16 protein-coding genes and 1 riboswitch are annotated in these 21168 nt (G+C 51.7%); of the genes, 14 read left to right on the top strand and 2 right to left on the bottom strand.

Annotation, left to right across the window (positions count from 1 at the left end; translation table 11 throughout):
* The first annotated feature begins 86 nt into the window (after positions 1-86).
* Together L6H70_RS08375 and L6H70_RS08370 are read left to right on the top strand one after the other, a co-directional pair.
* Positions 87-1262 carry an AI-2E family transporter gene (locus tag L6H70_RS08375; RefSeq protein ID WP_236331795.1) on the top strand — a complete coding sequence of 392 codons (1176 nt, stop codon included), beginning with the start codon at positions 87-89 and terminating at the stop codon, positions 1260-1262.
* 6 nt (positions 1263-1268) lie between these two features.
* Entirely contained in the window at positions 1269-2783 is a 1515-nt protein-coding gene (locus L6H70_RS08370) for a carboxylesterase/lipase family protein (protein WP_236331793.1), read from the top strand.
* A gap of 85 nt (positions 2784-2868) precedes the next feature.
* Here L6H70_RS08370 and L6H70_RS08365 read toward each other — a convergent pair whose 3' ends face one another.
* Entirely contained in the window at positions 2869-4041 is a 1173-nt protein-coding gene (locus L6H70_RS08365) for a PstS family phosphate ABC transporter substrate-binding protein (protein ID WP_236331790.1), read from the bottom strand.
* A gap of 205 nt (positions 4042-4246) precedes the next feature.
* A riboswitch (FMN riboswitch) is annotated at positions 4247-4396 on the top strand.
* A gap of 131 nt (positions 4397-4527) precedes the next feature.
* On the opposite strand from L6H70_RS08365, the gene L6H70_RS08360 reads away from it, so the two are divergent.
* From L6H70_RS08360 to L6H70_RS08305, 12 genes are all read left to right on the top strand, one after another.
* Positions 4528-5487 carry a DMT family transporter gene (locus tag L6H70_RS08360; RefSeq protein ID WP_236331787.1) on the top strand — a complete coding sequence of 320 codons (960 nt, stop codon included), beginning with the start codon at positions 4528-4530 and terminating at the stop codon, positions 5485-5487.
* 313 nt (positions 5488-5800) lie between these two features.
* Positions 5801-7573 carry a sensor histidine kinase gene (locus tag L6H70_RS08355; protein WP_236331785.1) on the top strand — a complete coding sequence of 591 codons (1773 nt, stop codon included), beginning with the start codon at positions 5801-5803 and terminating at the stop codon, positions 7571-7573.
* Positions 7566-9206, top strand: coding sequence for a response regulator transcription factor (locus tag L6H70_RS08350; RefSeq protein ID WP_236331783.1), 1641 nt, complete (start codon positions 7566-7568; stop codon positions 9204-9206). The genes L6H70_RS08355 and L6H70_RS08350 overlap by 8 nt, the downstream gene beginning before the upstream one ends.
* 112 nt (positions 9207-9318) lie before the next feature.
* Positions 9319-11013 carry a type 2 periplasmic-binding domain-containing protein gene (locus tag L6H70_RS08345; protein ID WP_236331781.1) on the top strand — a complete coding sequence of 565 codons (1695 nt, stop codon included), beginning with the start codon at positions 9319-9321 and terminating at the stop codon, positions 11011-11013.
* A 247-nt stretch (positions 11014-11260) separates the two neighbouring features.
* Complete coding sequence (locus tag L6H70_RS08340) at positions 11261-12151, top strand: ABC transporter permease (protein ID WP_236331779.1); 891 nt, start codon at positions 11261-11263, stop codon at positions 12149-12151.
* Positions 12152-12175: 24 nt separating this feature from the next.
* Positions 12176-13054 (top strand): carbohydrate ABC transporter permease, encoded by an 879-nt coding sequence (locus L6H70_RS08335; protein ID WP_236331777.1) that lies wholly within the window; start codon positions 12176-12178, stop codon positions 13052-13054.
* A gap of 6 nt (positions 13055-13060) precedes the next feature.
* The gene (locus L6H70_RS08330; RefSeq protein WP_236331775.1) at positions 13061-14104 is read left to right on the top strand and encodes a glycoside hydrolase family 53 protein; all 1044 of its coding nucleotides are present in this window, start codon (positions 13061-13063) and stop codon (positions 14102-14104) included.
* 199 nt (positions 14105-14303) lie between these two features.
* Positions 14304-14963 (top strand): stage V sporulation protein AA, encoded by a 660-nt coding sequence (locus L6H70_RS08325; protein ID WP_236331773.1) that lies wholly within the window; start codon positions 14304-14306, stop codon positions 14961-14963.
* Positions 14960-15385 (top strand): stage V sporulation protein AB, encoded by a 426-nt coding sequence (locus L6H70_RS08320; protein WP_236331771.1) that lies wholly within the window; start codon positions 14960-14962, stop codon positions 15383-15385. Before L6H70_RS08325 ends, L6H70_RS08320 begins: the two co-directional genes overlap by 4 nt.
* Before the next feature lie 957 nt (positions 15386-16342).
* Positions 16343-18001 carry a spore germination protein gene (locus tag L6H70_RS08315; RefSeq protein WP_423802811.1) on the top strand — a complete coding sequence of 553 codons (1659 nt, stop codon included), beginning with the start codon at positions 16343-16345 and terminating at the stop codon, positions 17999-18001.
* Between the two features lie 198 nt (positions 18002-18199).
* On the top strand, positions 18200-19534 hold the full coding sequence (gene lysA / locus L6H70_RS08310; RefSeq protein ID WP_236331769.1) for a diaminopimelate decarboxylase: 1335 nt from the start codon (positions 18200-18202) through the stop codon (positions 19532-19534).
* 145 nt (positions 19535-19679) lie between these two features.
* Positions 19680-20111 (top strand): peptidylprolyl isomerase, encoded by a 432-nt coding sequence (locus L6H70_RS08305; protein ID WP_054941416.1) that lies wholly within the window; start codon positions 19680-19682, stop codon positions 20109-20111.
* A 92-nt stretch (positions 20112-20203) separates the two neighbouring features.
* Here the strand turns inward: L6H70_RS08305 and L6H70_RS08300 are convergent, their stop codons facing one another.
* Positions 20204-20959 carry a YwaF family protein gene (locus L6H70_RS08300; RefSeq protein WP_236331767.1) on the bottom strand — a complete coding sequence of 252 codons (756 nt, stop codon included), beginning with the start codon at positions 20957-20959 and terminating at the stop codon, positions 20204-20206.
* Between the last annotated feature and the right edge of the window lie 209 nt (positions 20960-21168).

The following is a 21168-nucleotide window of genomic DNA, read 5'->3' as shown; positions in this document are numbered from 1 at the left end:
TTGCAGCCCTTGCGTTGACTATGCTATTACCAAGTGCAATTTATCACACTTTTAGGATACGGTTCGTTGTCAGGGGGAGTATTTCTATGGAGAGGCTGCAGGTATGGCCGGAACGGTTTAAGAAGTTTTTTTTGAACAATAAATTCGTCGTATCGCTGTTGATTGTTCTGCTGGTAGGCATCAATATTCTGGTTTTCTCCAAGGTGCCTTTTATTTTCAAGCCGTTATCGGTTCTGTTACATACGGTAGCTGCGCCGCTGCTGCTGTCCGGGATCGCCTATTATCTGCTGAATCCGCTGGTAGACCGCCTGGAGAAACGAAGCAAGGTAAAGAGGGCTTATGGTATTGTAATCCTTTACCTGATTATTGCGGGAATTATCACACTCATTCTGCTGACGGTGATCCCGATCCTCCGTACCCAGCTGATTGGCCTGATTGATAATTTTCCGAAATACAGCGATCAGATCCAGCAGGAATTCATTGATCTGACCGGCAGCGAGCTGTTCGGGCGGATTCAGGAGAATGTAGGCGTGGGCACCGATGTGGGCGATTTAACGAGTAAGGTGACGACCTGGGCCACAACTTTTCTCAATAATGCTGTGAACGGGGTAGGAAATTTCGTAGGTGCATTGACGGAGATTATTCTGGCTGTGGTGACTACACCATTTATCCTGTTCTATCTGCTCCGCGACGGTAAACGCCTGCCCGATTATCTGATGCGATTCATCCCGAACAGTCTGCAGCCGCAGTCCCGTATGGTGATGAAGGAAATGAACAGCCAGGTGGCTTCGTATATCCGCGGTCAGATTATCGTCAGCTGTTGTATCGGTGCACTGCTCTATATCGGTTATTTGATCATCGGCCTGGAGTATTCGCTGGTACTGGCGATTGTGGCTGCATGTACGGCGGTAGTGCCCTATCTGGGTCCCGCTATTGCCATCACGCCTGCGTTGATTGTGGCGCTGGTAACATCGCCTTTTATGCTGCTGAAGATGGTCTTTGTCTGGACCGCTGTCCAGCTGATTGAAGGCAAGTTCATCTCCCCGCAAATCATGGGTAAATCGCTGAAGGTTCATCCGATTACCATTATTTTTGTAATTATTTTTGCCGGTAAAATGTTCGGTGTGCTCGGCATCATCCTGGCTGTTCCGGGTTATGCGGTGTTCAAAGTAATTGTGACCCACCTCTTTCAGTGGTTCCGGTTCCGCTCCGGACTATATCAAGAGATAGAAGAAGACAAGGAAAACAGCACGAAAGGATGATCCAAAATGACAAGACCCGTTGCGGATACTTTATATGGAAAACTACAGGGAACACAGAGCGGCGGGGTGAACGTCTGGCGTGGAATTCCTTTTGCAGCTCCACCTGTGGGGAACCTTCGCTTCCGCGCTCCGCAACCGCCGGAGCCATGGGACTCAATCCGGGAAGCGCTGGAATTCGGACCGGTCGCCCATCAGCCTGCCAGCTCTAGCAGCATCCGCTTTGGCGGGACCCAGCCGGTCTATTCGGAGGATTGCCTGTACCTGAATGTCTGGGCACCGGCGGAAGAGACAGAAGCTTTGCCGGTTATGGTCTGGATTCACGGAGGCACCTTTATCACAGGGGCCGGCAGCCAGCCGATGTTCGAAGGGGCAAACATGGCCAGAGCCGGCAATGTAATAGTAGTTACGCTTAATTACCGGCTGGGGCCTTTCGGATTTCTGCATCTGTCCCCGTTTGGCCGGTATGATTCCAATCTCGGCCTGCTGGATCAGATTGCTGCACTGAAATGGGTGCAGGACAACATTGCCTCCTTCGGAGGCGATCCCCGGCGGGTTACCGTCTTCGGTGAATCGGCAGGCAGTATGAGCATTGCCGCCCTGCTGGCGATGCCTTCCGCCAAAGGGCTGTTTGCCGGGGCCATTATGCAGAGCGGTGCGGCGCAGACCTTGAAGCCGCAGCAGAGTGCGGAGCTTGGCGGGGCTTTTCTGTCCGAGCTAGGGCTTACCCCGGGCGGTGACCTGTCGCTGCTAAATACGGCTCCGGCAGAGGATATTCTGGCCGCCGCTGCCCGAATGGCTTATAAGCTGGCAGGCGATTCGCTCAGCATGTTCTTCCAGCCGGCCATCGATCCGGAGACATTGCCGGTAGAACCGTCCCGAGCAGTAGCGGCGGGAGCAGCCAGCGGCATTTCGCTGCTGATCGGGACGAATCTGCATGAAGGCAATCTATTCTTCCGGGGAGACCGCGAGGGAGCAAGCTTTGATCAGTCACTCCAGGCACTGGAAATGCTGATGGGGGCGGGTAATCTGGCGGAGCTTGCCAGCCATTATCCTAAGAACTGGGAAGGTCAGGCAGCCCTTTTGACCGATCTATATTTCTGGGACAACTCCATTGCCTTCGCCGAGCAGCAATTGCCGCATGCTCCTGTCTGGATGTACCGGTTCGACTGGACGATCCCCGGCCATCCGGTTCTGGATAAGGCTATCCATGGCGCTGAAATTTATTATGTCTTTAATACGATAGAGCTGCTGCATCAGTACGGCTTGTCCGTCAGCCCGGAGATGGCGACTCTTTCGGAGCGGATGCTCGGGGCATGGACCGCTTTTGCCCACAGGGGCAGCCCCGAAGCCCCCGGCTTAACCTGGCCGAATTACGTGCGGGGCGAACGCGCTACCCTGATCTTTGATCAGGAGACCCGGGTACAGGTTGATCCGGACCGGGAGAAACGCAAGCGGCTGTTATCGGCGCAGGCCAAAACCCCGCAGGCAGCCGCTCTGAAGAATGTGCAGCAGCCTGAATAGTAGGGAGCCTTCAGCATAAATTATACTCCAGAAGCAGCAGATTCCTTGAATGGAATTTTGCTGCTTTTTCATTAACAGCACCCCCTCAGTTTACAGGCACGTAACCAGTTTTGGACACCAGCTCCTGACCTTCCGGTGATACAATCCAATCAAGAAACGGCTGGACGTTAGGATTCGGGGTGCCGGCTGTTACGGCATAGAAGGACACGGTATATGGATATGCGCCGCTCTTAATGCTGTCTTTGTTCGGCTCGGTGCCGTCAATGGACAGCAGCTTGATATCGTCGCTCCGGTTCATTTCCGAGGCATAGTATAGGAAGCTGAAGCCGATGGCGTTCTTGTAGTTACGGTAGCTAGACGTCTGACTGATAATGCCGCTCATCAGATCCATAACATCCTCATGCGGTGCGGTCATCAGTGTGCGGTCTTTCATGATTTTTTGCAGCATCGTTTGGCTGCCGCTGTTCTCCTCACGCTGAAAGGCTCTGATCCGGTCGTTTCTGCCGCCGGCATCCTTCCAGTTGGTGAGCTCCCCGGAGTAGATGTCCTTGATCTGCTCTGTGGTCAGCCCGTTCACCGGATTACGCTTATTGACAAAAAAGACAAAGGCTTCGCGGCCGATGGGGGTCAGCACAAGCTCCTTGCCGGCCAGCTTCGCTTCTTTTTGCTGGGAAAGCGAAGGGGCAGCGGCGAAAATGATGTCGGTCTCCCCGGAAATCAGTCGCTGATATGCATAAGAGGTGGAGGAGCATAACACTATCGGATTGTTGAAATTGTGCAGATCATAGCTGCCTTTGGGATAAACGGCCTGAACAAATGCGGAATACAGCGGGTAAAGCGCCGTTGCTCCGTCAAGACGGGGGAGCTTATCTTTAATCTGATAGGAAGCAGGCTGCCCGAGCACAGCGATTTTGGATTCCAGATGGAAGGGCTGGTATTGTTCTAAAGATATCTCCTTCTCGCTCACTTCGGCGAGGCTGTTCACATAGGCCTTATTCAGCTCATAGCCGCCGGTTGCGAGCAGACACAAGCCGGCGAAGCAGGCAAAAGCAATCCTTCGGATGCGCGGTGTGAACCAGTCGAAGATAGAAAAGACACTATAGACGGCAAGTACAGCGGCAACAATAACGGCAAGCGGAGCATAGAATCTGAACCCGCCCAGCAGTGCAATGAAGAAATAAGCAATAAAAGCGGCAATAGCAATAGGGACTACGGCTACAATCGAAAGCACTAAGCTTAACCAAAATGGTCTTTTCACAGCGGCCCTCTTTCTGGATTCAATAATATGGATAAATAAGCTATTTTTATTATATCTTAATGAAATCATATTTTCTTCCATATTTAGAGCTGAAAATGATAGGACAATGCTTTATTCAATGAAAAAAATGCATTTTTTTCATAAAAGGGCTGGACGAAACTGCAGAACGGAGTTATCCTGAGATTGTGAAAAAAATAACGGAATACAAGATTCTCGGGGTAAGGTGAAATTCCTGACCGGCGGTGATGTTCAAAGCGAACTAAGCCCGCGACTCGATTCTGCTGCCTGCAGCGGAATTGACTGATCTGGTGACAATCCAGAGCCGACGGTAAAGTCCGGATGGGAGAGGATCATAAGATAAGGGCGACAGGTGTATTCCTGATGTCTTTATTGAAAATGGCCCCCGATAATTGCCCCTTTAACAGGGCAGATCGGGGGCTTTTTGGTCTCTTATCGAGGGTTTGTATCGACAAGGAGAATGGTATTATGAGTAATGTTACGGCTTCAACAACAGGTATGCGCACTGCGCCGATCCGCAGCGGTTTCTGGCTGGTAGTGCTGGGAGCGGCGTTATGGGGCGTCGATCCGCTATTCCGCATTATCCTGCTCAAATCATTAACCTCTTCGCAGATCGTACTGCTGGAGCATGTGGTGCTCTTTTTGGCAGCTGCTCCGGTACTATGGCGCCACCGTGCAGAACTCAAAAAGATCCGGCTGCGTCAGGCTGGAGCCCTGATGGTTGTATCCTGGGGCGGATCTGCTGTCGCAACCATCCTGTTCACCAAGGCTCTTTCCAGCGGAGATTTGAATGCAGTACTGCTGCTGCAGAAGCTTCAGCCGATATTCGCTATCGGGCTGGCTGCAATGATTCTGAAAGAACGTCTGCCGAGAAACTTCGGACCGCTTATCGTACTGGCATTGGCGGGCACTTATCTGCTGACCTTTGGCTGGACCGTTCCTTTTGGTCATGTCAACAGCTTTATCAGCGTCGGCAGTCTGATGGCGATGGGGGCAGCTGCGTTATGGGGCGGCTCTACCGTAATGGGACGTTACCTGCTTGGCTCGATGAGTTATGAGACAGTAACTTCACTGCGCTTCATCCTTGCATTGCCGCTGCTGTTCACTATCACTTCACTGGAGGGTGCTCCTTGGCAGGTGAACGGAGGATGGGGGAGTACTTCTGCGATTGCCATCAACCTCCTGCTGCAGGCGCTGTTGCCCGGATTGCTCAGTATGCTGCTGTATTATAAAGGACTAAATACCACCAAAGCTTCTTTTGCAACGCTGGCTGAGCTCAGCTTTCCGATGACCGGGATTCTGATCAACTGGATTGTCTACCATCAGCTAGTGACGCTGCCGCAGCTTGTCGGCTTTGCCCTGATCTGGACGGCCTTGTTCTTTATTTCGAATCAGCAGAGCAAGCAGGCACAGGCAGTGCTGAAGTAAGAGCTTATTATAGACGCCTGAGGGGAGTGACCCCAGGGCTTTGTGCTGGAAGAGGATGTCTCTAAGCGGCCGTTACGGCTGTGGAGGCATTCTCTTTTTTGTGTGTCATGAATTTCATATGAAAAAAGCTGCAAAAACTGCTGAAATGTTGCGGGAGTATTGTATGATGCCTTTTGTGAAGCGTTTACAATTGTAATGGAGAAGTATGCTGACTAGCAGGGCCGTCCTGCAGGGGTTCCAGTATTTGCCCTTGTCTCCCCAGATAAACTTTGTACAATAAGAGCTACGACAATTGCGCAGGATGTGAAGAATGATGTACAGATATAACTTGTTCAGCAAAATAGTGAGTATTATGGTCATTATGCTAATTCCGATTACGATTCTCTATTTCTATTCTAATAAGACTACCACCGATGTACTGCGCAGTGAGCTCAATACCTCGAACAATAACCAGCTCAGCTTTTTCCAGAACCAGGTGGAGACGAATATGGAGCTACTGTCCTCCTGGCCGATTCTGCTGATACATGATCCCGATATTCTCAGCCTTAAGGATACCGTTCTTTCTACAGAATACCTGAACCTGGACGCTATTAATCTGGTAAAGCGAATTCAGACGAAACTCAGCATCCAGGAGAGCTCCTCCAATTGGAAAAGCAAGCTCTATCTCTATTCGCCGGCCATCCACCGGGTGGTTACGGAGAGTGATGCGAAGTCCTATGAGGACGAGGAGCTGAAGCGGGACGTGAAGTCCGGCTGGCATGTAGAAAAGATCGCCGACCAGAATGAAGACCGTTTCCTGTTCTCCTGGTACTCGTTCACCCCGTATTCATCGGAGTTCTTACCGCAGCGGGCGGCTACGATTATGAAGGTGGAGTTTGACAGCCAGAATATAGAAGACATGCTCGATAAATTCAAAAGCGACGGCCGGAGGGATCCCTTCTACTATAAGCAAGGAACGGGACTGATCTTCAACCGCAGCGCGGACAAGCCGCTGGCGGATAAGCTGGTGGAACGGCTGGAGCAGGAGCAGTTAAACGGTAGCGAGAACCGGACGCTTGTAATGGATGGACAATCATATAGCGTCAACATCGTTTATTCCGACAAAATGGGTTGGTATCTGATTGACTATATGCCGCTGTCGGATATACTGCAGCCGATCCATAAGTCTAACCGGCTGTTCTATTTCTCGATGGGGGCGTTGCTGCTGATGAGCTGTCTGGTCGCCTATATCTTGTATGTTCAGGTACAGGTACCAGTCCGCCAGCTGGTTGGCGGATTCCAGCGGCTGAAGCAGGGCGATTATTCTGTCAGGATCGGGATTAAAGGGAGAAATGAATTCAGTTTCCTCTCAGGCCGCTTCAATAATATGGTTGAGCAGACGCAGGAGCTGATAGAGAATGTTCTGATGGAAAAAATCCATGTTCGGGAAGCCCGGCTGAAGCAGCTTCAGTCCCAGATTAATCCGCATTTCTTCTATAATTGCTTCTCTTTTATAACGAGTATGGCGAAGCTGGGTAACCGTGAAGCGGTAGTCGGCATGTCGCATAACCTGTCCCGTTATTACAGGTATACTACCCGGCAGGAAAGAGATCTTGTCTCATTGACGGAAGAAATCGAATTCGTAACTCATTATCTGGAGATCCAGAACATGCGGATGAGCCGGCTGCAGTATTCCATCAGCATACCGCCGCAGATGCGCCGCTTAGAGATTCCGCCGCTTGTGCTGCAGCCGCTGGTGGAGAATGCAGTACTGCACGGCATTGAGCCGCTGGCTAGCGCAGGCGTCCTGCAAATTACCGGCTCCTGCAGCGGCAGAACAATGACCTTAACCGTAGAGGATGACGGGCAGGGGATGCTTCCGGAAGCGATGGAAGAGCTTGAAGCGAAATTAAGCAGCGCCATGGACGAGGAAATGGGCTGCGGAGTATGGAATGTGCATCAGCGGATGCGCCTGCGCTACGGCGAAGCAGCAGGACTGCATTTTACGCTTTCACCGCTCGGAGGACTACAGGCAACGCTGCAATGGCAGCTGCCGGAGAGCAATACAGACACAGAGAAGATTTCCGGGAGGGAACAGCATGATTGAAATATTGCTCGTTGATGATGAGTCTTATGTAACAGAAAGTATTGCCCAAACGATCCCGTGGGAAGAGATCGGCGTATACAAGGTGCACCAGGCGGCATCCGGTGCGGCAGCGCTGGAGATCATGGAGCAGCAGGACATCGATATCCTTGTAACGGATATCTCCATGCCGGGCATGAGCGGACTTCAGCTGATCGAGACGGCAAGCGAACGCTGGCCGAATCTCCGCAGCATCCTGCTGACGGGATATTCCGATTTCGGGTATGCCAAGAAAGCCATTCAGCTTCAGGCCTTCGATTATATTCTGAAGCCGGTCAACGACGACGAGTTCATCAAAAGTATATCCGGCGCGATTGAGTCGCTCAGGGATGAATGGGAAGCCCATGATAAATACCATATGCTGATGTATAACCGCAAAGCCAGCTACAGTGTGCTTCGCGCCAATCTGATGCATGATCTGCTGCTGGGAAGGGTCATGTCTGAACGGGCGCTGGCTGCCAAGCTTGCGGAGTACGAAATTGCTTTCGATACAGAGACACAGGCGGCGATGCTGATGATCCAGCTCGGCAAGCATTATACGGCCATGGATCATCATTCCATCTCGCTGATGGAATATGCTATCGGCAATATCGCCGAAGAGCTCTTCAAGGAGAGCTTCCGTGTCTGGTTCTGCAAAGCGCCGCATGACTGCCTGATCCTGCTGGTGGAGCCGAATGCGCAAATGCAGCAGCTAATCGGGCTATCGGAGCAATATGAAACCCTTCGCCAGCGGACGCTTAAAGCGCTAATAGACAGTTTCAGGGCGAGTGTGAGCAATTATCTCAAGGGAGACATTTCGCTGATCGTCACGGAATGGTTTGCATTCCCGGAAGGATTGCCGGCCGCATACCGCAGCGGACTGAGCTCTATGTTTCTGGCAGCACACAACGAAGCGGGCTCGGTGTTATTCCTGGAAGACAAACATATCCAGGAGCTGGTGGCTATTAAATCGCTGGAGAGCCTGTACCGTCCGCCGACACTGATTCATCTGCTGGAATCGAAGCAGTGGGATACTGCCCGTGAGAAGATCACGGATGTATTCCGGGATATGAAAAGCGCCCGGTTCTCCAGAGAGCATCTGTATGAAGTGTTTCTGTCGATCACCAATGCCTTCATGTATATCGCCCATAAGGGCGGCCAATTCATTTCACAAATCGACCAGTATGCGCTGGATCCGCTACTTACGCAGAGCATTATCGTCTCCTTTGACCGGCTGCAGGACTGGGCACTCGATATGCTAGGCAAGCTGGAGAAGGAGCTCTCGGAAAGCGACCAATATACGAAGAGCTATATAATCAAGCAGGTGCATGAACTGGTGGGCAATCATACCGGCCATGATCTGTCGGTTAAGACGATTGCCGATCATGTCTATCTCCACCCGGTCTATCTGTCGAAAGTGTACAAGGCCGAGACTGGTGAAGGGTTAGGCGATTATATCATCCGCATGCGGATGGAGCGGGCACTCTACCTGCTGAAGAACACCAATAAGAAGATTTATGAGATTACGACAGAGCTGGGTTACCAGAATCCGCAATATTTCAGCAAAATGTTCAAAAAGCACTACGGGATGACACCAAATGAATTCAGGGACGGATAGAGGTTGGCAAAGGTGCAGAAACCTTGTTTTAATGTCGTATTCGTGCAAACCGTTGTTCCCTATAATGAAGACATCACCAATACTTAAGGAATTCAAGGGGGAAGACAGAAGCATGAAGACAAAAAAAATGCTGCCGCTCCTGGGCATGAGCGTACTGCTGGCAAGCAGTATCGCCGGCTGCTCAGGAAATAATAATGCAGCCGGAGGAAATAACGCTTCCGGTAATGCCGCCAATACAAAGGCAGAAACTGAAAACGCCTACAAAGATAAATATGATCCTGAAGTAACCATCACCACCGTCTGGGGGGTTGACCCCGAGCTGAAATTCAAGAACGGCGAAACCATTGAGAATAACGTTTCCACCAAATGGGCCAAAGAGAAATTCGGTATCAATATTAAATCGCTCTGGTCCATTACGGATACGAATGGCGCTTTCGGCACGAAGCTGCGTCTGGCGATGTCTTCCGGACAGGAAATGCCCGATGTCGTTACCATCGGGACAGGCGATGCCACCATCGCTCAGGACCTGATTGATTCCGGGATGTACCGGGAAGTAGGCACACTGTTCGACCAATATGCTTCTGCTACCTGGAAAGAAGCAATGGCCCAAGATCCTAACGTCTGGAACCAATACAGCCGCAACGGCAAAAAAATGGGGCTTCCGGTTCTCGACTACGCATATAACCATGATTACATTCTATGGATCCGCCAGGACTGGCTGGATAAGCTGAACATGAAAGCACCGACAACCATCGATGAGCTAGAGAAGGTAATGGATGCCTTCAAGAACCAGAATCCGGACGGTCTGGCTCCGGACAAAGTGATTCCGCTCAGCATCGGCTTCAAGACAAGCATGAATACCTGGATGGGTGACCCTTCCTGGATCTTCGGCGCTTACGGAACCCTTCCGCAGCAGTGGAATGTAGCGGCTGACGGCAAGCTGGAGTACGGCTCCGTGAACGCAGGTATGAAGCAAGGTCTCGAGAAGCTGAAGGATTGGCTCGCCAAAGGCTACATACCACAGGAAGCAGCGCTTTGGGATGAGAACAAAACCTCTGAGCCTGCTGTTGCTGGAACAGCCGGTATTATTCCTGGACCTTACTGGATGAGCGGCTGGCCGCTGCAGGATACGGTGAAGAACGTGCCGGATGCTGTCTGGGCACCAATCAACATTCCGGCCGGACCGGACGGAACCGTAATGCGCCATGGTACACAGTTCACCAACGGCGTTACACTGATCAGCACCAAAATGAAGAATCCGGAAGCATTCTTTACTTATGAGAACTATCTGTACGACAATTTCGCCAACCCGCAGCCGGGCAGTGAACTGGACAACGGCCTCTTCGCCGGTTATGACTATGAATTGGATGCAAGCGGCAAAATGGTCGCTAATGATCAGATCAGCGGCGGCTATGTGAACAGTGTCCGTTACCTGCTGGTACGCGACGGCGCACGTATTCCTGATGCCCAGATGAAGGCCCTGCTTAACCTGGCTAATGGCGCTCAGCCAACAACCAGACTTGAGAAGGATGTTGCGGTTAACTATGGTAAAGGAACACCTGCAGCTGCCAAAGTATTGCTGCAGCAGGAAGACAAATCGTTTAAGAACATGTTCACCGGTCCGACTACGGAAACCATGAAAGCAAAGCTGGATTACCTGAACAAGATCGAGAACCAGACGTTTAACGAAATCATCTACGGCAAACAGCCGCTGGATTCGTTCGACAGCTTCGTCACTACCTGGAATGCAGGCGGCGGCGAGCAGATCACCAAAGAAGTTAACGAGTGGTATGACAGCGTAAAATAAGCGCTGCGCATACAAGCTTGAGACAAATACAGGACCGTTTCCTGCGGCGGAGATTTCCGCCAGCAGGAGGCGGTCCTGTTTGCTTTTACCTGGGCAAAGAGGGATGTACGCAAGGCCGCCGCGGATGGGACAAAGACATTGCTTTTGTACCATTTATATTGGTTTTGCTGTCTACTTGCCCCATTTCACCGTTGCTATAATTTGATTATGAAGACAGAAGAAATCGACTAGGTTGGGGGCTTAAAGGATGAGAACACTAAGAAAAAACTGGCAATTCCATGTAATGCTGATTCCTGCGATGATACTGCTGATTCTGTTCAGCTTTATCCCGATGGGCGGCATTGTAATGGCCTTTCAGGATTACAAACCATGGCTGCATATCTCCGGTTCGGAGTGGGTGGGCCTTGATAATTTCAGGTATCTTTTTGAACGTGAGGACAGCATGCAGGTGATCTGGAACACACTGATCATTGCGGTGCTGAAGATGATCTTCAATCTGCTCGTACCGTTTATTTTTGCGATTATGCTGAATGAGGTCCGCAAGCTGGCCGTACAGCGTACCATTCAGACACTGGTTTATCTGCCGCATTTCCTGTCCTGGGTTATTCTCGGCGGGATTCTGCTGGACCTGCTGTCCACGGACGGCTTTGTGAATCAGATTCTCGGCAGCTTCGGGGTGCAGCCAATCTTCTTCCTCGGGGATAACAACTGGTTCCGCTTTACGGTTATTTTGACAGATATATGGAAGGAATTCGGATATAATACCATCGTCTTCCTGGCGGCGCTTGCCGGCATTAACCCTTCACTGTACGAAGCGGCGGAAATCGACGGGGCGAACCGCTGGAAGCAGACCCGCTTCATCACGATGCCTTCCCTGATTCCGATGGTTGTGGTAGTAGGTACGCTTGCGCTCGGGAACGTGCTCAATGCCGGCTTTGACCAAATTTTCAACTTGTACAACCCGCTGGTCTACCAAAAGGGAGATATTATCGATACCTTCGTCTACCGTACAGCGATCCAAAACGGGGAGATGGGCTTCGGGACAGCCATTGGATTGTTCAAGTCTGCGATCAGCATGGTTCTGATTCTGGTCTCGTACCAGCTGGCAAAAAAATGGGCGGGCTACCGCATCTTCTAAATCAACCGGGAAAGAGGGAAACCTATGTATTACAAAACAAGAGGCTACCGCGTATTCAGCGTACTAAATACCTGTTTTCTAATTATTCTCGCTGTCATGTGTATCATTCCGCTCGTTCATGTGCTTGCGGTTTCGTTCAGCGCCAAATCAGCGGCGGATGCCAATCTGGTCGGCTTGTGGCCGAAGCAGTTTTCGGTGGAAGCCTATAAAAAGACTATCGATAATCCTGTGTTTCTTCATTCCATTTGGATTTCGGTGAAACGTACGGTTCTCGGAACAGCGCTTACGCTGCTTATTACGTTCCTTGCGGCTTATCCGTTGTCCAAAGAAAATTCGGCCTTTAAAGGCCGGACGATTTACTCCTGGCTGTTTGTCTTCACCATGGTATTCAACGGCGGGATGATCCCGTTCTATATCGTTATTCAGAAGCTTGGCCTGATGAATTCCTTCTGGGTCCTGGTGCTGCCGGGAGCAGTTAACACCTTCCTGATCATTCTGATGCTCAACTTCTTCCGCGGTGTACCGAAGGAGCTGGAGGAAGCAGCGCTGATCGACGGGGCAAATCATTTCCGCACCTTGTTCAGCATTTATCTGCCGATCTCGCTACCTTCCATTGCTACGATTGCCCTGTTCAGTATGGTGTTCCACTGGAACTCCTGGTTCGACGGGCTGCTGTACATGAATAATTCCGATAAGTTTCCGCTCGCCACATTCCTGCAGACCGTCATTATCCAGCGGGATATGAGCTCCATGAGTATTAATCCGAAGGAAATGGAACTGATCTCGCAGACCACGGTACGTGCAGCGCAGATCTTTATCGGAGCGGCTCCGATCCTGCTGGTCTATCCGTTCCTGCAGAAATATTTTGTTAAAGGAATGACACTCGGCTCAGTGAAGGAGTAGTGGGTGATGACAGGAGCTTATATCAAAGGAATGGATGTTTCGTTTCTGGATGAGATTGAACAGGGAGGCGGGGTCTTCAGGTACGGCTCCGGCCCGCAGGCCGGGCAAGCCGCAGACCTTCTGGAGATTCTGGGGGACAGCGGTGTGAATTCCATCCGGCTGCGGATCTGGAATGATCCGCCCGGCGGCTTCTGTAATCTGGAACGGACGCTCTTCATGGCTAGACGGATCAAAGCAGCCGGGCTGGGCTTCCTGCTCGATTTTCATTATTCGGACAAGTGGGCCGACCCGGCGAACCAGTGGAAACCGCAAATCTGGACGGGACTCGACTTCGAGGCGCTGCGCTTATCTGTCTATGAATATACACTGGAAGTGCTGGAGGCCCTCCAGTATCAGGGAACACTGCCGGATATGGTGCAGATCGGAAACGAGATCACACCGGGCTTCCTGTGGGAAGAGGGCCGGGTAGACGGGCAATATGATACCCAGGAGCAGTGGACCCGGTTTACCGAACTGGTGAAAGCCGGGATTGCCGGAGCCAAGGAGATTGCGCCGGAGCTGCCGGTTATGATCCATATTGACCGGGGCGGAGACAAGGACGCCAGCCGTAGGTTCTTCGACCGCTTCGAGGAGCACGGCGTAGAGTATGACGTCATCGGCCTCTCCTTCTACCCTTGGTGGCACGGTACTCTGGCTGATCTGGAGCAGAATCTGGGCGACCTGGCACAGCGTTATGACAAAGATATTATTGTGGTGGAAACCGCTTATCCGTGGACGCTTGCAGGCCCGGAAGGGTTCCCGCTTATCGTGAAGGAAGCAGAGCAACTGCATGCAGGTTATCCGGCTACCGTAGAGGGGCAAGCTGCATACTTGCGGGATCTGCACGAAGTAATCCGCCGTACCCGGCATGATAGGGGCATAGGGTGCTATTACTGGGAACCTGCCTGGATTCCCTCACAGCACGAGTGGTCCGTCGGCCATGCGAACAACTGGTCCAACCTCACCCTGTTCGATTACGAGGGACGGGCACTGGCTTCACTGGATGTTTAAACGAATATACAAGTAAAAGATTCGTAAGATAAGGCAGACCGGAAATGCTCCGGTCTGTCTTTTTGCGCTTCCGCAGGTTTGCCGTAGAGGAGAATCAGCACCCCGTGTCCATATACATCCAAGATGAAATCCGCTGCCTGGGAGTAAAAATAAGGCTTTTCTCCCATACTACCGTTATTCTGGCAGGAGGTGCACGGAGATGAATAGCCAATCAGCGCCCGTAATTTACATACAGCTTAAGAACCGCTTGTCGGTGCCTAAGGGGCGGGGGGTCATGCTGCGGGATGTGGCTTATCTGATTGCGGAGCCGCAGTTGCGTGAGCCGCTGTATTCAATTCTGCTGCTCCAGCCGGAGCAAAGCGACGGGAATCTGATTCTGATCGATTTGCTGACCATTATTCCCCGAATTCAAGAGCTTGTGCCGGATGCCGATATTCAGCCGATTGGCGAGGGACGGACCATTGTGCAGATTGAAGGGCCGGTCGAAGCACGCAAGCCATCTGTTGCCCTGTTTGTGCTTGTATGGCTTCTGCTGTTCTTCGGATCGGCGCTGACCATTATGAATTTCCATGCCGACGTCAACATGCAGGAGGTGCATATCCGGGTAGTCGAAATGCTGACCGGACGGCGGGATGAGCATCCCTACATGTTCCAGATTGCCTATTCACTGGGGATCGGGTTTGGGATGGTGATTTTTTTCAATCATCTGTTCAAGAAAAAATGGAATGAGGAGCCGACCCCGCTGGAAGTGGAAATGTTCCTGTATCAGAAAAATATCGATCACTATGTTGTGCATGAAGAATACAGCAAGATGAATAACCGTACTGAACCGTCCGGGGCCAAGGAGGATTCATCATGACAGCGCCAATCTCACTTGGCCTGCATTTGCTGCTTGGGGTTGCGGGAGGAATCGCGGTAGGCGGAGGGGTTATTGCCCTGTTTATTGTTCTGGATATGGTGCCCCGTCTGGCCCAGCTGACTTCTTCCTATGACAAGGTGCACTGGTATGAAGGTGCGATGGTAGGCGGCTCGCTGCTTGGAACCATGAGTGATTTCTGGAATTGGAAAATTTACGCCGGTCCTATAGCTGAGCTGGGTGTAGGGCTGCTTGACGGAATCTTTGTCGGAATGCTGGCGGCCGCCTTGACGGAAGTGCTGAACGTGCTGCCTATTCTGGCTAAACGTCTGTATATGACCCATTATCTGTTTGGCCTTTTGATGGCGATGGTATGCGGGAAGGTTGCGGGCTCTATGTTTGACTGGTTTGTATACCAGCGGTAAACCAGGGCTTCCGTAGCTGGCCATGCCGGGAGTGAATTGTTGTGAGGTAAAGCTCATTGAACTTGAGGAGGTTATAGAGTGGTGAAGTATATTCATAGTGGAGATCACGTTGAAGTTAACGATCACGTTAAAGATCAACAGGCAGACTCCGGAGAAAAGGGCTCTGTTGACATCCCGCCGGGTGAAGCGGAAGCGGCGGAAGAAATGGGCGTGCTGCTTGACCATGGGCAAACCGTTCCAGAAGGTGATCTTTCTACAACCGGAGACGGTTCACCGGATCATGAAGACGAAGAGCCGAAGCAGAAAGCGGGACCAGAAGCTTCGGGAAGTTCAGACACGGAAGCGGACCGGCCGCAGGTAGACCGTTCAGCTTCGCCTCAAGGGGAGGCTGAACCGGATTTATCCGGTGTTGACGAGGTATCCGCAAGTGGACAGAGCAGCGAACAGTCCGGGAAGGAATATATATTCACACTGTTAGACAGCGATTCAGAAACAGAGGGTATCCCTGAGACTGAAACATCCGGCAACCAGGATGCTGAGGCCTCCGCTGAGCTTGGGACAGATATTGGTGTGGATGCCGGAGCGACCGGATATAGTGATCATGATTTGCAGGTTTCGGATGGTGCGGGCACGCCGGATCAGGAGGGACCGGATTCGCAGCAGGAAGAGGAGCCGGAGGTCCAAGGCAGTTCTGATACTGAAGAAAGTTTGGAGGCAGATGCAAAGGAGCCGGAGGGTGCTGATAGCACTGGGGAAGGCAATACGGAGACAGACAATAAAGCATTAGCCGACAGCGAACAAGATGAGAATATGGATCCAGACGGACAGGCGCAGGATGCAGAGGCGTCAAGCGAGCTGGGAACAGAAGAGCCGGAACCTGCCAAAAGAGGTTTTTTTGCCAGATTGTTCGGAGATGATCCGGAAACTGAGGAGGAAGAATCCGCTGAGGATCCGGAGATGGATAAACAAGGCAAGCAGCAGGCAGAAGCGGAATCCGGGGGCCAGAAGGATCAGGCCGGAAAGTCCAAGACAGACAAAAAGCAGGCTCAGTCACAGGAACCCAAAAAGGCCGACCCGAAGCAGAAGAAGCGCGACACTGAACACTCTAATTCCCTTGAGCAGTCCATTATCTACTGGCAGGGAAATGACAAAATTCCCGAGCGGCTGGAGGATACGAAAGCAACGCTTACAGAGGTGCTCGGACTCGGTTCCTCCTTTGACATCGTATTCAGGGAAATGTCCTTTGGCGGCCGCAGGGCTGCACTGCTCTGCATCAGCGGGTTCGCCAAGGATACGATCATTGACGAAATTCTGAAACGGCTGACCTATCTGACGCCTGACGATATCTCCGCCGATGTGCTCGCCAGCTTCATGAGCGAATACATTCCCCATGTGCAGGTGGAAAAAGGCGATCTGCTGAGCGAGAGCGTCAACAAGGTGCTGTCGGGTATGAGCGTGTTCTTCATTGAAGGGGAGACACAGGTTATCATTATGGATACCCGCTCGTATCCTTCACGCAGTCCCGATGAGCCCTCCATTGAGCGGGTTGTGCGCGGTGCGCGTGACGGGTTTACGGAGACCCTACTTAGCAACGTGGCGCTGGTACGCAGAAGAATCCGCGACCCCGGACTGAAATATGAGATGCACCAGGTGGGCCGCCGGACGCGTACTGATGTCTGTGTGGCGTATATTGATGACATCGTGGATAAGACGCAGGTGAAGGCCGTCACTGACAAGATTAAGAGCATCGACATCGACGGCATACCGCTGGCAGACAAGCAGCTGGAAGAAGCAATCGTGGGCAGAGGGTGGAATCCCTATCCGCTGGTCCGTTATTCAGAGCGTCCAGACACTGTAGCTTCGCATCTGCTGGAAGGCCGGGTGGTCATCTTTGTAGATACCTCACCAAGCGTCATTGTTCTGCCGACGACGTTTTTTGATCTCTGCCAGCATGCGGAGGAGAACCGGCAGACTCCGTTCATGGGAACCTATCTGCGCTGGGTACGGTTCATCGGCGTATTCGCCTCCATGTTTCTGCTCCCTTTATGGATGCTGCTCGTTATTCATCCGGAGTTGAAACCGGCCATGCTCGATTTTATCGGACCCCAGAAAATGGCCAAAATCCCGCTCCTGGCCCAGTTCCTGATCGTCGAGCTTGGGGTCGATCTGCTGCGGATGGCAGCTGTGCATACGCCGACGCCGCTCGGCTCAGCGATGGGTCTGATTGCTGCGATTCTGGTGGGTGATATCGCTGTGCAGACCGGACTTTTTGTCAATGAAGTGGTGCTCTATATGGCGGTGGCCTCCATCGGGATGTTCGCAACACCGAGCTATGAGCTGGGGCTGGCTAACCGGATCGTCAGGCTTGGGCTGATGCTCGCGGTGGCTGCGTTCCAGGTGCAGGGGTTTATGATCGGGACTACACTGCTCATCGTTCTGCTGACTATGCACCGGTCGTACAACTCTTCGTATTTGTGGCCGTTTATACCGTTTAATGCAAAAGCCTTCGGTGCTATTCTCGTACGGCAGCCTGTGCTCAGCGCCAAAACAAGGCCTTCTTTCAACAAAACAAGAGATAATACCCGGATGCCGCCCGTTCAGGAGAATGATCAATAGTCGCACAAAAATACAAATCAACTGCAAATTAGTCCATTCTATGGCGTTCCCTCTGTCTGCTATACTGAATACACTAAATAGCCCTCGTTAGGAATGAGTTTTAAGCAATTTGCCTAATTTTAGAACTCTGCGGGGCTGAATAACATATAATAGACAGGTTGGAATCGAGATATTCCACAGAAATTGGAGGACTGAACAATGTTTTTACACGGGACGAGCCGAATTAATGATGCCGGTCATTTGGAAATCGGCGGATGTGATGTGACCGAACTGAAGGCGGAATATGGTACCCCGCTATATATAATGGACGAGCAATTAATCCGGCGCCGCTGCCGCGAATACATGGATGCCTTCAGAGCTTCCGGGCTCGGATTTCAGGTGGCCTACGCCAGCAAAGCCTTTTCAATCATGGCGATGTGCCGTTTGGCCGATGAAGAGGGCTTGTCACTGGATGTAGTGTCGGACGGAGAGCTGTATACAGCCCTGCAGGCCGGTTTTCCGGCGGAGCGCATTCACTTCCATGGCAACAACAAGACACCGGATGAGATTGAAATGGCGATCGAAGCGGGAATCGGCTGCTTCGTGGTCGACAACCTGGTGGAGATGAACCTCCTGCAAGCCATTGCTGCCAGCAAAGAAGTGACCGTAAATGTGCTGCTGCGTGTAACGCCGGGCGTTGAAGCCCATGCCCATCATGCCTATGCTTCGACCGGCCAGACCGATTCGAAGTTCGGCTTTGATATCGGCAACGGCTCCGCTTATGCTGCGGTGCAGCAGGCTGCGGACCAAGCCAACCTGCAGCTGCTTGGCGTTCATTCGCACATCGGCTCGCAGATTTTCGAGACCGAAGGCTTCCAGCTTGCGGTTGAACGGATCGCTGACTTCACCCGCAAAGTGAAGGAAGAACTGGACATTGATTTCCCTGTTGTCAACCTCGGCGGCGGTTTTGGTATCCGTTATGTGGAAGGCGATACGCCGCTGCAGGTCTCTGAATATGTTGCGGCCATCACGGATGCGGTGAAGACGCATTTCAGCGGAATCGGCAGCTCGCTGCCGCAGATCTGGGTAGAGCCGGGCCGCAGCATCGTTGGTGATGCCGGCACTACGCTGTACACCGTGGGAACGAATAAGGAGATTCCGGGAGTCCGTAAATATGTGGCTGTAGACGGCGGTATGACAGATAATCCGCGCCCTGCACTCTATGAATCCAAGTATGAGGCGCTGTTGGCTAACCGTGCTACGGAAGCCAATGAGGAAACTGTCTCCATTGCCGGCAAATGCTGCGAGAGCGGAGATATGCTGATCTGGGACGTGGAGCTTCCTAAGGTTGCGAGCGGAGATCTGCTCGCAGTTGCCTGCACTGGCGCTTACAATTACTCGATGGCCAGCAATTACAACCGGATTCGCCGTCCGGCCGTGGTCTTCGTGCAGAATGGACAGAGCGATCTGGTTGTGCGCCGCGAGTCCCATCATGACATCGTAGCCAACGATATTGTACCGGAGCGTATTGCCAAGCAGGCTGTTACGAAATAATTACAGCCCTGCCGAAAACTGCAGTTTATGAAGATATGCATGAAGCCAGCGGGAAACACTCCCGCTGGCTTTGCTTTGTGCGCGGATTCATAGTAAACTAATAAAAGTGTTCTACATCTGTTATTTCGAAAGGGGTCATTTACATATGGCAAAGCAAGCGAAAATCACTCTTGAAAACGGCGGCGTAGTGCTGATCGATCTGTTCGAACAGGATGCCCCAAATACTGTAGCCAACTTTGAGAAGCTGGCTAAAGACGGTTTCTACAACGGATTGGTATTCCACCGTGTTATCCCTGGTTTTGTAGCTCAAGGCGGATGCCCGAATGGTACAGGTTCCGGCGGTCCAGGTTACACCATCAACTGTGAGATCAACCCTAACAAGCATGAGCGCGGAACGCTGGCTATGGCACATGCCGGCAAAAACACAGGCGGAAGCCAGTTCTATATCTGCTATGCACCGCAGCCGCACCTTGACGGAGTACACACTGTATTCGGTAAAGTCGTACAAGGCATGGAGCTGGTTGACAGCTTCCAGGGACGCGACAAAATGACTTCGGTGGAAATCATCGAAGCGTAAGGATTATATACCGGAGGGCGGGTAACCGTCCTCTTTTATTTTCAGACAGCACCCTGCTGGTTTTACCGGCAGGGTGCTGTCTTTTTATAGAATTAACGATTCCGGCTTTTGCGGCTGCGCTGGGAGCTGAGGAACCCGGGCAGTTTGAAAAAGATCAGATACATCAGCAGGAAGATCACGAAGGCAAAGACCTCTTCTACCAATAGATAGTAGGGATAGGGGCCGAAATAATCGAGTACGGACAAGGTATCCGGCTTATGCGCCAGGAACATGTAGTTGGTGTCCAGGAGCTTATCCGCGGCAAAGACGCAGACGGCGATCATATTGAGGCAGCCCATGGTAAAGAACAGTGACCGTAAGCCCGGCCGGAAGCCATAGGCCCAGGTCATGAACAGGGAGGCCAGCACGATGGCTCCGTGGGCGGTAAAAAACAGCAGGAAGCGGAAATGCGGAAACGGGTAAACCAGATTAGGTGTAAGCAGTGCGATGAAAGCGCCGCCGATACCGGCGAAGTATAGAAAGGAGTAGAGCAGCCGGCTGCGGGTAAGCAGCATAACCGCGGATAAGAGAAGTGTGATTCCGCACAGCTCCAGCGGCAGTGAATGCTGAATGGTCCAAATGTCCTGAGATAGGTACCAAAGATGCAGGCCGCCTTCCGAAGCCAGCAGAACAATGACCAGCAGAAAACGGATGGCGTCCCGGAGAAAAGGTCGCGAAAGGAGTGCCGTCCGCGAAGCGAACAGCAGCAGACAAGCTAGAGCGACCAAAGCCAGAGCAATGAGATGCGGCAAGGAAAACATGATGAAATCGGTCTCATGCTGCCGCTCAAAAAAGATAGTATAATTCACAATTTTCTCTCCCCCCGGATGTTGAACATATTCCCCGAAAATAATTATTTTATTTTAAACATAATCTGATTCTAAAGTTCTATACTTCGGTGATATAAGTATATAACGCTCAAGCTGACCAGAAAAGGAAGAGAATTCTGCAATCTGACATAAGATGGATGCGGATAACCGAGATACATAACTGGCTTTTGGGCGAATTTTAATAATTT

This window comes from Paenibacillus auburnensis, from assembly GCF_927798115.1.
Taxonomy (GTDB): Bacteria; Bacillota; Bacilli; order Paenibacillales; family Paenibacillaceae; genus Paenibacillus_AQ; species Paenibacillus_AQ auburnensis.
This window is presented reverse-complemented; position numbering and strand designations above follow the sequence as displayed.

Coding starts and splice junctions, on each gene's coding strand:
- L6H70_RS08375 (WP_236331795.1), top strand. CDS start 87: ATGGAGAGGCTGCAGGTATGGCCGGAACGGTTTAAGAAGTTTTTTTTG.
- L6H70_RS08370 (WP_236331793.1), top strand. CDS start 1,269: ATGACAAGACCCGTTGCGGATACTTTATATGGAAAACTACAGGGAACA.
- L6H70_RS08360 (WP_236331787.1), top strand. CDS start 4,528: ATGAGTAATGTTACGGCTTCAACAACAGGTATGCGCACTGCGCCGATC.
- L6H70_RS08355 (WP_236331785.1), top strand. CDS start 5,801: ATGTACAGATATAACTTGTTCAGCAAAATAGTGAGTATTATGGTCATT.
- L6H70_RS08350 (WP_236331783.1), top strand. CDS start 7,566: ATGATTGAAATATTGCTCGTTGATGATGAGTCTTATGTAACAGAAAGT.
- L6H70_RS08345 (WP_236331781.1), top strand. CDS start 9,319: ATGAAGACAAAAAAAATGCTGCCGCTCCTGGGCATGAGCGTACTGCTG.
- L6H70_RS08340 (WP_236331779.1), top strand. CDS start 11,261: ATGAGAACACTAAGAAAAAACTGGCAATTCCATGTAATGCTGATTCCT.
- L6H70_RS08335 (WP_236331777.1), top strand. CDS start 12,176: ATGTATTACAAAACAAGAGGCTACCGCGTATTCAGCGTACTAAATACC.
- L6H70_RS08330 (WP_236331775.1), top strand. CDS start 13,061: ATGACAGGAGCTTATATCAAAGGAATGGATGTTTCGTTTCTGGATGAG.
- L6H70_RS08325 (WP_236331773.1), top strand. CDS start 14,304: ATGAATAGCCAATCAGCGCCCGTAATTTACATACAGCTTAAGAACCGC.
- L6H70_RS08320 (WP_236331771.1), top strand. CDS start 14,960: ATGACAGCGCCAATCTCACTTGGCCTGCATTTGCTGCTTGGGGTTGCG.
- L6H70_RS08315 (WP_423802811.1), top strand. CDS start 16,343: ATGGATAAACAAGGCAAGCAGCAGGCAGAAGCGGAATCCGGGGGCCAG.
- lysA (WP_236331769.1), top strand. CDS start 18,200: ATGTTTTTACACGGGACGAGCCGAATTAATGATGCCGGTCATTTGGAA.
- L6H70_RS08305 (WP_054941416.1), top strand. CDS start 19,680: ATGGCAAAGCAAGCGAAAATCACTCTTGAAAACGGCGGCGTAGTGCTG.